Here is a 16,465-nt window from a genome sequence, read left to right on the forward strand (position 1 = left end):
TTTTTAAATTATAACATTTGTTCAAGGAATTAATAAAGAAGAGTCACCATAACTCAAAAATCGAAAATCATGATTAAGAGCATAATCATATATGTTACGCCAATCGCCCTTAACAAAAGCACTTACTAATAATATAAGTGTTGATTGAGGTTGATGAAAATTAGTTATAAGAGCTTTTACTATCTTATATGTATATCCAGGAGCGATAATAATCTGCGTACTTGAGTGAAGTGCTTGTAAATTATCTTTTTTTAAATAAAAAAGTATGTTCTCTATAGCCTTTCTTACTGTTATTGCCACACCTTTTATTATTACAAGTCCTTCTTCATTATGTGGTAAATCATAAGGTTCCCACTGCTTTATGTGCAAATCTGCTTCAGAAGCGTTAGGATTTTCTTCAAGATGTATACCCATATAATATAAACTTTCCAATGTTCTTACACTTGTTGTTCCAACAGCTATAGCAGAACAATCATGTAAAAGTAATTGCTCTAAAGTGTGTCGTTGCACTACAACATATTCAGAATGCATATTATGTCCTTCTATCTCTTCGCTTTTTACAGGTTTAAAAGTACCAGCTCCCACATGTAGTGTAAGTTCATCACGAACAATACCACATTCATCTATAGCTTTCAATACTTCTGGTGTAAAATGAAGGCCTGCAGTAGGCGCAGCTACTGATCCTTTTATTTTGGAATATACTGTTTGATAAGTTTCTTTATCGCTTTCCTCTGTATCACGGTTAAGATAAGGAGGTATTGGCAGTTCACCCACTATTTCTAATATTTCAGCAAATGATACATTTTCATTATCCCATGTAAAGTCTATCCAATGATTAGTTCCTCCTAAAGTGTTAAGAGTTTTTTCTTTATTTAACGAAGCTATTAATGTTAATTTTTCGCCTTTTATATCAAACTTACGCTTTAATTCACCATCCTTCCATTTTTTTAAATTACCTACCATACAAAGCCATGAACAATTATGAGTAGTTTGAAACATCAATTCATAGTCCACTGGATCAGCAGGTTCCAAAAGGAATATCTCTATTAAAGCCCCTGTTTCCTTGCGAAAATGGATACGTGCTTGAATAACCTTTGTGTTATTAAAAACCATCAATCCTCCACTTGGTAGATATTTTGGTAAATTATAAAAAACGTCTTCTGTTATTTTACCTTGTTTATATAACAACAATTTACTATTATCACGTTTAGCTAAAGGATACTTAGCTATACGACTATCAGGTAAATGATAGTTATAATCGGAAATGCTAATATGTTTTGTTTCTTCTGACATAATAATATTTTTATTTATAGTTATAATATTGCATGAAACATTGTGTATATTAATGTCAACATTAAAATATTTAATACAGTATCTATATCTGATAGGCTATATCCTGTTTCTGTATATTTAGCAGATATAAAATGTAAATGTTCGTTTGTTATTTTATATATTTTATAAAATGAAAAATATCCTAATATTGCTAATGAAATACCTAAAAATACTCCCATTATAATATCAGTAGGGTAATGTACTCCGAGATATAATCTTGTCCAAGCAATGGTTATAGCCCATAATAAAAGAAAAAAAGACAAAGTTTTATTACGTATAAGTAATGTTAGAAATGTGAATATGAAAAAGCTATTACTTGTATGTGAAGAATAAAAACTAAATCCTTTAGCAGTATAGCCATTAATTAAAGGTAATAAAGAATGTAAATGTGGGTCATTAAAAGGACGAAGACGCTCAAAAGAAGGTTTAACTATAACGTTATTTATAATATTACTTAATATGATAGTAGCGGCAAAAATGCCTAAGATAAGTGATATCTTTCTCCAGCTTTCATTATTTTTAATTATCAACAATAATAGTGATAAATAAAGTGGTATCCATATATAAGAAGTAGTAAAGATAATGGCAAATTTGTCTAAAAACAAATTGTTACCACCATGTAAGGCAATAACTAAATTATTATCCAAGTGCCTAAGAAATTCTATACCCATTCTTTTTCTTCCTATCTTTTAAATGTGAATAATTAAATTACTTCTGCAACACCTTTTTCTATCCAACCTTTCCTTCCATCATCAAGAACAACTTCCCACCATTGATCCATTGAATTATCTATAATTTTCAATTTAGTCCCTTCATGTATGATAAACGCTTTACTTGCTGCTGCATCTGGTGTTGTTTTCACAACAACAGAAGGAGATATTACAATAGCAAAATCATGCGAACAGATAAAACTTTTTTGTTGAAATGCCAAAAAGATAGAAAGCACAAATAGTATTATTAATATGACAAATATCTTAGTTAAAGTTTTTCTAATACTAAGTTTTTTTATCTGTATAAAAGCACACATTCCACAAATAATAAGTACAAGAGAAAATATAGAAATCCATGCCCAACCATCAATACTCAATAAGTTCACTAGCGATTTATACCATGTTATAAAAAACATTTCTGATTTAGATGGTATATTATCTATAGTTTTAGATTGAGCTAATTGGAGATTAAATTTTATATCATTATCATCAGGAGACAAACGTAGAGCACGTTCATAAGCTATTACAGCCTTAGCTATACTATCCTGTTTATAATAAGCATTACCTAAATTATAATAAAGAGATGGTGATATATTCTTTTGTAAAAGGAATTCATATGCCTGCGCTGCAGCTGCATAATTACCTTTATTATATAGACTATTAGCTTCATTTTTTGATGTATTTATTCCAAATGAAGACAATGTAAATATAGTAAGAATGCCAAATAAAAGCAATAACGATTTCATTTTTCTTATTTTCTTATTTCTTTTTGAAACATCTTCTATAGAACTAATGGCTGTTATAGCTTTATCATAAGTACGACGCATATTCCCACGCTCATCACCAGGAGCATAACGTTCATACTCACATTCATCTAAAGCAGATATAAATTTTTCAATCACATTATTTGGAATATTAATATAAGCAAGCGATTCTGTGATATTTTCACGCGATAGTTCTCCTACAGCTATATGTAGCTTATCACTAACATAGCCCCAAAGAGCATGAGATATTTCTTCATAAAATTCTATATTATCACCTTTTAACATCATAGCATAAGCCGAATCTAATCGTGATGTTGCTGTTTTATTGGCATTTTTTTCCAACTTTAAAGAAAAATCAGCAGAACTACTCTTTAGCCCATCTCTAAAAAAATAGATTATTAATACTATAATTACAAATAAGATAAATATAAAAAACCAATAAAGAAATGAATTAAAGAAAGTATATTTAAAGTTATTAAAAGAACTTTCTTCTAATTTCAGTGGATGAATATCATTATCTAAAGAAGCAGCATCATCTACTTCCTTCTTTTTTATACTTTTATTTTTTAATATTTTTAGACAAAGTTTTTCTGTCTCTATTGTAACATATTTCTGCTGAGACACATCAAAATATGTAAACTTTATAGGATTAATGGTGAATCTACCTTCATTGTGAGGTACTACTATTTGGTCATAAATCATATTACCCTCTGTACCTTTTACAGTCAATCGAGTTTTATCAGAAATATTAACATCGTATGCCTCAAAAGATTTTGGATAAGTTATTTTAGGTTGCTTTATAAGTTTTAAGTTACCATTTCCACTTATAACTACACGAACAGATAAAGGATCACCTGCTTTAACTTCTTTTTTATCAGCCTGAATAGAAATATTAAAGTGCCCTACTCCACCTGAAAAATTAGCTGGTTTATTAGGTAAAGGTAATACTTTAATGGCTAAACTTGGTGCTATTATATCTTTTTGAATATCACGACTATTATCTATACCAAAAGCTTCAAAAGGATTAAAATCAGGATCACTTATTTGGACAATACCTTTAAACGTCAACGATGGTACTTTTAGAATTCCTGTCATTTGTGGATATATAACATATTGACTCCATGTAACAGTGTTATAAACTTTATTTTTTACACGTTCCTTATGGAAGGACTTTTGCTGTGGCAAATTTATTTCCTGTACATGAAAACCTACAAGATCCGGCATTTTGCCTGCAAGTTGTTTCAAGTTTTTAGTAGTATAAACTTTATAAGTCAATAATACTGGTTCTTGTTCATGTACAATAGTCTTATTTGCTATAACTTTAATAAATAAATCTTTAGATGTTATAGAAGATGGAGATGAAGAATAATCCGTATTTTCATCTTCACTCATAGAAGAGGATCCTTTAGAAGAAGCTCTTGAGGTATTTACATTTCCTACAGCCGTAATTCTAACTGGTGTAGAAGCCAGCATTTGTCCTCCTATATCAATACGAGCTGGACTAACAGTTAAAATACCTTTCTTATTTGCTACAAAAACATAGGCAAAAGAGATAGACGAAGAGCTACTTGTATGTCCATCAACAAAACGAATACTTCGCTGAGAAGAGGTAGCTGGTCCATAAATCTTTTCTAAGCCAGATGAAATCTTTCCCAAATGAAAACGTCGCACATCTTGAGTATATACAGTATATTCTATTTGAAATTCTTCACCTACTGATACTCTTCTTGGTGCTACGACTCGTACATGTTGTGCCATTATTATCTGAAAGCATAACAGTAATAGTAATAAAAGAAGATGACGCTTAATATTCATTGTATTACCAGTTTTTATTTAATTGATGATCAGATGGCTGATGCATTGCCTTAGATAAGCGTTTTTGAGTAAGTTTTTCTTGCTGCATAGCTGCATCTAAAAGTCTCTCAGCATTATCTTTACTCATTTCCTTATCACGTTTCTGATCACGTTTATTAGAGTTATTCTTGTTCTTTTTATTTTTGTTCTGCTGTTTACTATTGTTTTTTTTGTTTTTAGATTTTTGTTGCTGTTGTCGTTTTTGTTGTTGTCGTTTTTGTTGTTGTTTACAAAGTTCTAAATTATATCTGGCATTATTATTATTTGGATTATTTCGTAATGCATCTTTATATGATTCTATTGCTTCGTCATATTTTTTTTGTCCTTGAAATATAGTTCCAATATTATAATATGCTTTCGACTTATGCAAAGAATTTTCACTTACCTTTGTTGCTTTTTTATATTCACTTAAAGCTTCCTTATTTTTTTTCTGAGCTTGTAATGCACACCCTAAGTTATAAATAGTAATATCGCTTTTATTATTTTTAATTAAACTTTTACGGAAAGCTATCTCTGATTCTAAATAATTTTTAGATCTAAAAAACTTATTACCTTTTCTAATAAGTTGGTTTTCTGATTGTGCATAGATCATAAAATTACAGAAAAAAGATAAGAAAAATATACAAATTAATAGCTTTGCAAAATTATTTTTTATCATATACCATTTTTTCTTTTTTGTGTTTTTACGTTCAAGTATGCATACCTCTCCTATTATTAATATTATAAGGATTATAGCAATAGCCTGGAATTGTTCATCATAATCGCTATAAACGATATTATTGATGTCATCTTTTTGTAATTTAGATAACTGTTTTTTTAATATTTGTTGTGCATCGCTATTATTATCTACATGTATATAAACACCTTTACCTGCATCAGCTATACCTTTGCACATATCTTCATTAAGATGTGATACAACAATATTTCCTCTTTTATCTTTCAATTTTTCACCATTACCAATAGGAATTTCTGCTCCTGATGTAGATCCTATACCAAGGATATAGATATGAAAACCTGCTTCTTGAGCCTTTTTTGCCATAGCTTCTGCACCTCCCTCATTATCCTCTCCATCTGTGATTATTATTATAGCCTTACCTGCTTTTGATGTAGGAGAAAAACTATGCATAGCAAGATTAATAGCTTTTCCTATATCAGTACCTTGAGTACCTATTAAAGAAGGATTAATGTCATTAAGAAACATCTTTGCTGAAATAAAATCGGACGTAATAGGTAACTGGACAAAAGCATCTCCTGCAAAAACTATTAATCCTACCTTGTCATTATCAAAAGAGCGGAGGAGGTCTTCTATAAGTAATTTACTTTTATCTAAACGTGAAGGTATAACATCTTGAGCTAACATAGAATTACTAATATCTAAAGCTATAACAGTCTCTATACCTTTTCCATTTTTTGTAGAAGATATACGATTTCCAATTTGTGGGCGTGCTATTATAAGTACCATTAAAGCTATAGAGCTTTGCATAAGAAGAAACTTTATAAAACGACGCCTATTTGATAAAGAAGGGGATAGTTGTTTTACTAACTCTATATCACCAAACTTTTTAATGCGTTGCTTTCTATGCTGATATAAAATATAATAAAATATTGATAATAAAGGTATCAACAATAATAACCAAAGATATATAGGACTTTCAAATCTAAACATTTTTATTTATTTTATGACTATAATGAAAAACACTAAGGAATACGTTTAAAAACAGTAAGACGTAATAATATCTCCAGCAAAAAGCAAATTAAAGCTGCTATTGCAAAAGGCATATAGACTTCATATTTTGCACTCTTTCCTTTTATTTTTAATTTAGTTTTCTCTAGCTTATTAATATCTTTATATATCTGTGATAGTTCTGTTTGGCTTTGTGCACTATAAAATTTACCATTAGTTACATTAGCTATTTGTCTTAATGTAGTATAATCAATATCACTATATCCATTATTTTGTTCTGTTCCAAGCCCAATTGTATAAACTCGAATATTGAATTTTTTAGCAATTTCTGCTGCTGTCATTGGAGATATAGAACCTACATTGTTACTACCATCTGTTAATAAAATAACAACTTTACTCTTTGCTTTAGATGATTTCAATCTTCCAACAGCATTTATCAGCCCCATGCCTATTGCTGTACCATCTTGTATCAATCCCTTTACAACTAAATCAGTCCTAACACTGTTAAGCAAGTTGATTAATGATGCATGATCGGTTGTGAGTGGACATTGTGTAAAAGCTTCACCTGCAAAAATAGTAAGTCCTATGTTATCATTAGGTCGCCCACTTATAAAATCGGACGCTACTTCCTTTGCCACTTCTAATCTATTAGGGATAACATCATTTGTTAGCATACTTGCAGAAATATCCATTGCTAACATAATATCAATGCCTTCACTATCTTTATTATCCCATGCCGAATAGCTTTGTGGACGAGCCAGTACTATAACGACTAAAGAAAAAGTTATACAACGTAAAAACATTGGTAAGTGGATAAAACGAACACGAGCACTCTTTGGTGAATTTAGATAAGCATAAGTATCACTCATACGCATCGTAGGTTCTGTCCGCCTACCTTTATAGAAATACCATATTATATATGGTATCAAAAGTAGTAATAAAAACAAATATCCACTATCAGCAAAATCCATTTTTTCTTTTTTTTTAAATCACAATAGTATAAAACTTATAACAAGCATATAATAACAAGACTATTGATACCAACGCTACAATATATATAATACTTTTTATTATCGTTCTTCTATAATTTACTTTTAATCTATTGTCATTATTTTTATCTTCTACACTTGAATCAATATTTGTTTCTACTATTGCAGCTTTTGTGTCTTCTATAAAGCAAACAACTTTAGATAAATAATATTCTTTATCGTTTTCAGAAGTGGAGAATTTTGCAAATTTCACTAAGTCGGCTGTAGAAAACAAATTTTGTAATTCGTCGATCTTTAAATCATCACATTGAGCTTTTAAAGATTCTATTATCTCTTCAGAGGTCATCTCTAATGAGTTTATATTAAACCGCTTATATATATACCATCTTATTATTTCTGTTATCTTTGTATAATATTTCTTCTGATCAGTAATATTTTTAGATTTATCTCTTAGCCTATTTAAAGCCTTCATAGACTCTTCATAGGGAGATAACTTAATAGCCCTACTTTTAAGTGGAATAAACTTATTCTTTTTAATTATTCTTTTATACAAAATAAAACATACTATAAACCCTATAAATGAAATTATAAAGTATAAAAATGAGGGAATAAGATCTATCCATTTAAAAGGTACATCTATAATGGTATCTGATGGCTTTTGATGTGCTTGTTTTTTATTGATTTTTATTTCGTCTACAGTAAGTAAAAACTCCTTACTCATAAATGTTTTTCCTTCTACTATAACAGGTAAGGACGGTATCTTATAGGTGTTTTTATCCCAAGAGGTAAGTATGTAGGTAACGCTATAGCCTTTGTTAGTATTGTTAGTTATAGTATCACGTTTTATATTTAAAATTTCTATTCCTGGCACTATTTCTTGCCTAATCTTAAATTTAGGAAATATAGGTAATACGTTTTTAGGCACTTCTATTGAAATTTTTAGAGCCGCTCTCCCACCTATTAATATCCTTTTTGTGTCTAATTCTGTTTTTAAGCTATCATGTGCAACACTAAAAATGCTACATACTAATAATATATATAATAAAACTATACTACGTTTCATCTACTTCTTTTTGAAAATAAAGCCATCAGCTTCTCTACATAATCATCATTAGTAGCAATAGAAACACTATCTACCCTACTTTTATTTAAAATCTCTTTAAGTTGTGTATTACGATTTATCCAATAATCGTGATGTAACTTTCGTAATCGTATATCATGAGTGTCAATATACATTTCGTGCCCTGTTTCTGCATCTACTACCTTCAGCAAACCTATATCTGGCAACATCTTTGCACGCTCATCATATACCTGAATAGCTACAACGTCATGTTTTTTATTTGCTATGATAAGCGATTGCTCAAAATTAAATTTTGTATAAAAATCACTTATTATAAAAGCAGTACATTTGCGCTTTAATACCTTTGTTAGATATTCTATTGCTATTTGCAAATCGGTATGCTTACTCTTTGGTTTAAAAGTAAGCATTTCTCTTATACAATAAAGAATATGTTTACGTCCTTTAGATGGCACAATATATTTTTCTATCGTATCTGAAAAGAAAATAACTCCTACTTTATCATTATTCTCAATAGCTGAAAATGCTAATGTTGCAGCAACCTCTGTAACACGATCACGTTTCATTTGCAGTTGCGTACCAAAGTCAAGCGATCCACTTACATCTACTAAAAGCATTACAGTCAGTTCACGTTCCTCTTCAAATACCTTCACATAAGGATGATGAAAACGCCCTGTTACATTCCATTCTATATCTCTTACATCATCTCCATATTGATACTCACGAACTTCAGAAAAAGCCATACCTCTACCCTTAAATGCAGAATGATACTTACCTGCAAAGATATTTTTACTCAAACCTTGAGTTTTTATCTCTATTTTTCTTACTTTTCTAAGCAGCTTCGTTGTATCCATAATATAAAGAACAAAACAAGATTAAGGTACTTGGATTTTATTTAATATTTCAGTAATAATTTGCTCAGATGCCATATTAGAGGCTTCTGCCTCGTAAGACAATCCAATACGATGTCTTAACACATCATATGCTACCGCACGCACATCTTCAGGTATAACATAACCTCTATGTTTAATAAAAGCATAAGCTCTTGCTGTCTTAGCAAGATTAATACTTGCACGAGGACTACCTCCAAAAGTTATCATCTGCTTTAACTCTCCCAACTTATAACGTTCAGGATAGCGTGTTGCAAAAACAATATCTGCAATATATTGCATTATTTTATCGTCTAAATATACTTCTTTTACAATTTTTCTTGCAGAAATAATGTCGTTTAAACTTACTATAGGACTTACTGTAGGCATTGAGGATTGCAAATTTTCACTGATAATAAGTTTCTCCTCCTCTATAGTAGGATAATCTATAATTACCTTTAACATAAAACGGTCTACCTGTGCTTCTGGTAAAGAATAAGTACCTTCTTGCTCTACAGGATTTTGAGTTGCCATCACAAGGAAAGGGTTTGGCAAAAGAAAAGTATCATCACCTATTGTTACTTGATGTTCCTGCATTGCTTCTAATAAAGCACTTTGCACTTTTGCAGGAGCTCTATTAATCTCATCTGCTAAAATAAAATTAGCAAATACAGGACCTTTTTTTACATTGAAACTTTCGTCTTTCTGAGAATAAATTTGGGTACCTATAACATCGGCAGGCAAAAGATCTGGAGTAAACTGTATTCTACTATATTTTGCATCAATAAGATCTGATAAAGTCTTAATAGCCAAAGTCTTTGCTAATCCAGGAACGCCTTCCAGCAAAATATGTCCATCACTCAATAAACTTATAAGAAGAGATTCTATCAAGTGCTTTTGTCCTACTATCACTTGATGCATTCCTACTGTTAAATTTGTAATAAAAGAGCTTTGCTGCTCTATCCGTGCATTAAGCTCACGAATATCTATTGCTTCTGCCATTTATAACTATTTTTAGTTTACTACTATCATTTATTTATTATCATACAAAAGTACAATAAATAATAGTCTTAGGTTGTTATCTACAGTCTAAATAACCTTAAAAAAGGTTTTCTAAAACCTTATGTGTTAGAAAACCTTTTCTTATATTAGTATCTTTCTTTTCTTTTCTTTTGATATTGAGGACGATACCTAACCTTTGGCACTTTCATAGTATCTCCTTCATACATTTCATCTACTCCATTTAAAACTTGAAAATATCCTAACATATCTGGCCCTAATGTTCTACGGCTATATTTTGTCATAGAATCGCCACTTTTTAAAACAACAACCTTTTCTATTCCTATGATATTATAAGCCCCATAACGTATTTTAGGATCGTTACTCAAGCTTTCATACCTCGACTCTTCTGATATCTTTTTTATCTTAGCAGATTTTTTCTTTGATGTAATAACTCTATGTACTAAAGATGAATCTACATGTTTTGGAACATATTTTACGGGTTTTACTATGTTTTTAATAGTATTATCCTTTACAATTTCTTTTTTAAAAGATTGATCATAAAAAGTCGTCTTTACGTAATAACCTCCAAAAGCTATTATTGCTATAATTAATACTATCAGTAAAATGCAGCATAAAGATCGCATTTCACGCTCATCATCTGTTGGCTCTTCTTTTTCTATACAATTATCTGTAGCTGTAATATCTTTATTTTTTTCTTCTGTAACTTTTTGTATAATTTTATCTGATAAAACGCTTGAGTCTTCTTTTTGTAAAGATTCAGTAGTATTTTGACATGAAGTGATCTTGTCATTTAATATTTTTTCTTCATTATACAGAGTCTTATCTGCGTCTTTTTCCGAAAAATCATCTTTATTTTCATCTAATTTAGAAATAGTATTATCATTAGATGGCTCTACAGAACTTAAAATAGGGCTTTCTTTACATGATTTTTCACATATCTCTGCATTTTCTTTAATATCAATAGCGGTATCAGAAGAACTTGCTGCGGTTTTTTCTTTTAAAGTTTTTTCTAATGGTATTTTGACATTATCTTCTTCTATACATTCTTCATCATTTTCTGTATTATCCTCATTTTGGTCGTTTTCATCTTCAAATTCTACTCCATCATTCAAAACAACAGTATCAAACTGTGCAAAAGGCTTATTTACAATATCTTTCATTGCTTGGTCTGGCGTAAAAGATATTTTATCGTGTCCTTCTATAAGGACACGTTCCCCTGTATTTACATTAACACTTTCACGAGGTTTTACTGACTGCAATTTAAATGTGCCAAGCCCTTTTATTTTAACAGGATTACTATTTTTAAGTTCGTCTATAATGATATTAAACATTGTTTCTACAAACTTTATAGCATCTGCATTTGATAAGTTGTTTTTCTTTGCAATTGCAGTAGCAAGCATCTGGATAGAACTTTTTGCCATTATTCAGCCACTCCTCCTTTCTTTATATGTGCTTTTATAGTATTAGTAGGCTTAAAACTTAACACCAATTTAGGGGGTACAAGCATTCTTACTCCTGTAGCTGGATTTACTATAATTCGTTCCATACGCTTTTTTATATCAAACGATCCAAAGCCTGATATTTGAATAGGTTTACCTAATTCGAAAGATTTACCCATTTCATCGAGTAAAGTCTTAACACATTTCTGACTTTCTTCTTGTGTAAACCCCATTTGGTTAGATAACTTAGCTATGAACTCTTTATTATTCATTCGGTAAAAATTTATCTTATTTCTCCATAAAGATCGAACTCATCGGAACTTGTGATATACACATTATAGAATTCACCTACTCGCAACGTATCTTCTTTCATTGGAATTAAAACCTCTGGGTCTACCTCTGGTGAGCAAAACTCTGTACGTCCTACATAATAATCTCCTTCTTTTCTATCTATGATTACTTTAAAAGTATGCCCTACTTTAGCTCTTTCTATTTCTGTTGAAATATCCTGCTGGATAGCCATTAATTCGTTAAGTCGTTGCATCTTAACCTCTTCAGGAACATCATCTTCATAATGCTCTGCGCTATAAGTACCTTCCTCGCGGGAATAAGAGAAAGCCCCCATACGCTCAAACCGTGCTTGACGAACAAAATCTTTTAACTCTTCAAAATCTTCATCCGTTTCTCCGGGAAAACCTACCAATAAAGTTGTGCGTAAATGAATATTTGGTACACGACTACGTATTTCTTTTATCAGACTGAGCGTTTCTTGTTTGCTTACATGTCGATGCATTCTGTTAAGCATATTATCAGAAATATGCTGAAAAGCTATATCAAGATATTTACATACATTTGGCTTATCTGCTATAACATCGAGCAAACTTAAAGGAAACTGATTAGGATAAGCATAATGAAGGCGAATCCATTCTACTCCTTTTATATCAGCTATCTTTGAAATCAAATCAGATATATGGTGTTTTCCATCAATATCCACTCCATAATAAGTAAGCTCTTGCTCTATTATCTGAAATTCTTTTACGCCTTCCTTTACAAGTTGTTCTACTTCTTGCAAAACATCTTCCATTTTTCTTGATTGATGCTTTCCTGTAATAAGTGGTATTGCACAATAAGCACAATGCCTATCACAACCTTCTGCTATCTTTATATACGCATAATGGCGTGGTGTGGTAAGATGGCGTACACCATTGCATGAGGCTACACTGGCTTTGCCAAGATCTGTTAATAGCTGTTTATAGTTAAATTTACCATAAAATTTATCTACTTCAGGTATTTCTTTTTTTAACTCTTCCTTATAACGTTGCGATAAGCACCCCATAACAAAGAGCTTATTTAGCTGTCCTTTTTCTTTCCTATTAACAAATTCCAATATAGTATTGATGCTTTCCTCCTTAGCTGTTTCTATAAATCCACATGTATTGATAACAGCTATTTCTCCATCTGGCTTATCTGAATCATGGGTACATTTAAAACCATTAGCCTCAAACTGCTTCATAAGCAATTCTGAATCTACAAGGTTTTTAGAACACCCCATTGTTATAATATCTATCTGATTTTTATTCATATATCAATGAAAACGTAAGAAAGCAAACTTAACCCTTAAACAAACTATCTACAAATTCTTCTTTATTAAATAACTGCAGATCTTCCATTCCTTCACCTAAACCGATATATTTTACAGGTACTTTTAATTGATCACTAATACCTATAACGACACCTCCTTTAGCAGTTCCGTCAAGCTTTGTAATTGCTAAAGAAGAGATCTGAGTAACAGCAGCAAACTGTTTAGCTTGTTCAAAAGCGTTTTGTCCAGTACTACCATCTAAGACTAACATTACTTCGTGTGGAGCATCTGGTATGACCTTTTTCATTACTTCTTTTATCTTTTTAAGCTCATTCATAAGGTTCACCTTATTATGCAAACGCCCAGCTGTATCTATCAATACAACATCTGCATCATTGGCTTTAGCACTCTGTAATGTGTCGAAAGCTACACTGGCTGGATCTGCACCCATTTGCTGCTTTATTACAGGGACTCCTACTCTTTTCCCCCAAATATCAATCTGTTCTACTGCTGCTGCACGAAACGTATCTGCTGCACCTAAGTAAACCTTTTTGCCTGCTTGTTTAAATTGATATGCCAGCTTGCCTATTGTAGTAGTTTTACCAACTCCGTTTACTCCAACTACAAGAATAACATAAGGCTTTTTACCCACTAACATCTCACTATTAGCAATATCTCCGGTGTTGTTTTCTGATAATAAGTTAGCTATCTCGCTCTTTAATATAGCATTTAGTTCACTTGTTGAAACATATTTATCCCTTGCTACACGCTTTTCTATACGATGAATAATCTTTATTGTAGTATCTACACCAACATCTGATGTTACTAAAATCTCTTCTAAGTTGTCTAAAACATCGTCATCTACCGTAGATTTTCCTGCTACAGCACGTGCTAATTTAGAAAAAACATTCGCTTTTGTTTTTTCCAATCCTTTATCTAACGTATCCTTCTTACTTTTATTAAATAATCCAAATAAACCCATAATATGCTATTTTTATGCAAAGATAAATAAATCAGATGATATAACAAAACACCTTAATATATTAAATTATAAAACAATACCTGCTACTTTGATTTTTGACCTTTAGTGATGAATATTTATCATAAATATAAAAACACTAAACTAACATCATCTTTCACTATACAAATATTTATTTATTTGTGCATAAAAATTTACTTTTTTAGTTAGCAAAAGAGATGACATAATAATAAAAATAAATTATTTTTATCTGATTTTTAATTTATTTTTAGTACAAAAATAAATTATTTTTTATCATAATCAGTTCTCTTTTCCAAGAAAAAGATTCATTCTTATTACTATAAAACATTAGCTTCCTACACCTAAGAATTGTTATTTTTTACTGGATATAAGAAGTTTATATATTTTTATTGCTATCCTAATCAATAAAAATATATTAGCTACTAAAAAGTAAAGTAGTTTTTTATTTATTTCTATAAAACCAATTTGTGGTGATAAAGGGCTTTTTTATAAACTTTTTTTTATTTCCTAAATGGTATTTTCCAAATTTTATTACTAACTTTGTATATAATAGATTATACTTGTCTAAAGTAGGTTATAAGTGCATATATTACTCTTATTGCTTATCTTTAATAGTTATAATAGAAATAATATAATGGATATTTCATACTTTTGGGATAATTTTAAAAAAGATGACGGGTTAACACGTTCTCTTGGAATAGAATTTATTAATACTCCTGACCCTGATACTTTACAAGCAAAAATGCTTGTTTGCGATAAAAACAAACAACCCTTTGGAGTCTTAGCAGGCGGTGCATCACTATCAATGGCAGAGAACTTAACTGGTGTTGGCTCTATGGCAGTATGCCCTGGTTATATTGCTGTGGGGATAAATGTAAATGGAACTCATGTAAAGCCTGCATATATAGGCGATGTGGTTACTGCTTATGGCAAACTCGTTCATAAGGGTAAAACTTTACATGTTTGGCATGTTGATATAAAAAATCAGAACGGTGAGCTTATTTCTACAATACAAGTAACTAACTACTTAATGCCAAACCCAAAGCTATAAGTAAAATGTAGTTATTAAATAGTTATTAGTAATGCCCTCATTTTATAATTTTCTTTTAACAGAAAAAATACAGAAAGGATCATTTGCGCTTAGTCGCTTACCTTTCTCCGATAGTTGTACATGTTATTACCAAGCATCTCCACCTTCGGAATTTTACAATCTTAATAGTCTTAATGGAAAGAAGGGCTTTATCTTTGCTCCTTTTATAGCAAGTAAAAAATATCCTATTTTGCTTTTTGAAGATGCTGTATCCAAAAAGATCACGTTGCCCCCTTCTGGAGAAAAAATATTATTAAAAGATTTTGAAAATAAAGATATAGATATATCTTACACTAAAGCTTTTAATACATTCTATAATGCATTGCAAAACAACTTGTTTGATAAATTAGTTTTAGCTCGATATGTAGATATAAAAACATCACATATCAACCTTGAAAGCATTTTTTTAGAAGCCTGTAAGCAATATCCGCAGCAGCACATAATATTAGTATCTACACCACAATCAGGTATATGGCTTATGGCTACTCCTGAAATATTATTAGATAAAATAAATGGTAACATTTGGCATACTATGGCTTTAGCTGGTACTATGCATAAAGATAAATGTAACATAAAATGGTCTAACAAGAATAAAGAAGAGCACAACTATGTGGTTAAATATATTTTAAATTGTCTACAGCAATATAGCAATTCCATTAATGTTAGCGAGCCTTTTACTACTTTTGCTTCTAACCTCGCTCACTTACGAACTGATTTTCAATTTACACTTACTAATGAAAACAATATAGGAAATTTACTTTCAACCCTTCATCCCACTCCGGCTGTATGTGGTATACCTAAAGAAGCAGCTAAAGATTTTATTTTATCAAATGAGGGAATAGATAGGAGTTATTATAGCGGTTTTATAGGTCCACTAAATATAAACAATGAAACTCATCTTTATGTTTCACTTCGATGTATGCAAATAATGGACAATTGTTGTAGACTTTATGCTGGGGGGGGACTTTTATCAGAAAGTAAAAAAGAAAGTGAATGGCAGGAAACGGAAGCAAAGCTTCAGACAATGCTTCAACTTTTGCAACAGACATAA

Annotated in this window: 14 protein-coding genes; 2 read left to right on the plus strand and 12 right to left on the minus strand. The window is 30.7% G+C overall.

Annotated features, from left to right (window positions below; translation table 11 throughout):
* Positions 1-21: 21 nt before the first annotated feature.
* The 12 genes from AC1DCD_RS05755 to ftsY form a co-directional block, all read right to left on the minus strand.
* Entirely contained in the window at positions 22-1,293 is a 1,272-nt protein-coding gene (locus AC1DCD_RS05755; RefSeq protein ID WP_464640798.1) for an S-adenosylmethionine:tRNA ribosyltransferase-isomerase, read from the minus strand.
* Between the two features lie 20 nt (positions 1,294-1,313).
* Complete coding sequence (locus AC1DCD_RS05760) at positions 1,314-2,003, minus strand: phosphatase PAP2 family protein (protein ID WP_060932850.1); 690 nt, start codon at positions 2,001-2,003, stop codon at positions 1,314-1,316.
* A gap of 32 nt (positions 2,004-2,035) precedes the next feature.
* Positions 2,036-4,621, minus strand: coding sequence for a BatD family protein (locus tag AC1DCD_RS05765; RefSeq protein WP_464640801.1), 2,586 nt, complete (start codon positions 4,619-4,621; stop codon positions 2,036-2,038).
* A gap of 4 nt (positions 4,622-4,625) precedes the next feature.
* Positions 4,626-6,326, minus strand: coding sequence for a VWA domain-containing protein (locus tag AC1DCD_RS05770; protein WP_464640803.1), 1,701 nt, complete (start codon positions 6,324-6,326; stop codon positions 4,626-4,628).
* Between the two features lie 32 nt (positions 6,327-6,358).
* On the minus strand, positions 6,359-7,315 hold the full coding sequence (locus tag AC1DCD_RS05775) for a vWA domain-containing protein (protein WP_008448668.1): 957 nt from the start codon (positions 7,313-7,315) through the stop codon (positions 6,359-6,361).
* A 13-nt stretch (positions 7,316-7,328) separates the two neighbouring features.
* Positions 7,329-8,396: a hypothetical protein gene (locus tag AC1DCD_RS05780; protein WP_464640805.1), complete on the minus strand. Its 1,068-nt coding sequence runs from the start codon at positions 8,394-8,396 to the stop codon at positions 7,329-7,331.
* A complete protein-coding gene (locus AC1DCD_RS05785; RefSeq protein ID WP_008448717.1) occupies positions 8,393-9,265 on the minus strand; it encodes a DUF58 domain-containing protein in 873 nt (290 codons plus the stop codon). Before AC1DCD_RS05785 ends, AC1DCD_RS05780 begins: the two co-directional genes overlap by 4 nt.
* A gap of 21 nt (positions 9,266-9,286) precedes the next feature.
* A complete protein-coding gene (locus AC1DCD_RS05790) occupies positions 9,287-10,282 on the minus strand; it encodes an AAA family ATPase (RefSeq protein WP_008448819.1) in 996 nt (331 codons plus the stop codon).
* 146 nt (positions 10,283-10,428) lie between these two features.
* A complete protein-coding gene (locus AC1DCD_RS05795; RefSeq protein WP_019035537.1) occupies positions 10,429-11,724 on the minus strand; it encodes an HU family DNA-binding protein in 1,296 nt (431 codons plus the stop codon).
* Positions 11,724-12,014, minus strand: coding sequence for an HU family DNA-binding protein (locus AC1DCD_RS05800; RefSeq protein WP_008448826.1), 291 nt, complete (start codon positions 12,012-12,014; stop codon positions 11,724-11,726). Before AC1DCD_RS05800 ends, AC1DCD_RS05795 begins: the two co-directional genes overlap by 1 nt.
* Before the next feature lie 11 nt (positions 12,015-12,025).
* The gene (gene rimO / locus AC1DCD_RS05805) at positions 12,026-13,324 is read right to left on the minus strand and encodes a 30S ribosomal protein S12 methylthiotransferase RimO (RefSeq protein ID WP_008448814.1); all 1,299 of its coding nucleotides are present in this window, start codon (positions 13,322-13,324) and stop codon (positions 12,026-12,028) included.
* 28 nt (positions 13,325-13,352) lie between these two features.
* Entirely contained in the window at positions 13,353-14,306 is a 954-nt protein-coding gene (gene ftsY / locus AC1DCD_RS05810) for a signal recognition particle-docking protein FtsY (RefSeq protein WP_036853918.1), read from the minus strand.
* 652 nt (positions 14,307-14,958) lie between these two features.
* Between ftsY and AC1DCD_RS05815 the strand changes: the two genes are divergently transcribed.
* Entirely contained in the window at positions 14,959-15,375 is a 417-nt protein-coding gene (locus AC1DCD_RS05815) for a PaaI family thioesterase (protein WP_008448862.1), read from the plus strand.
* A gap of 31 nt (positions 15,376-15,406) precedes the next feature.
* Positions 15,407-16,465, plus strand: a complete 1,059-nt coding sequence (locus AC1DCD_RS05820; protein WP_008448769.1) for an isochorismate synthase — start codon at positions 15,407-15,409, stop codon at positions 16,463-16,465.

This window comes from Prevotella sp. C0209C1 (assembly GCF_056583855.1).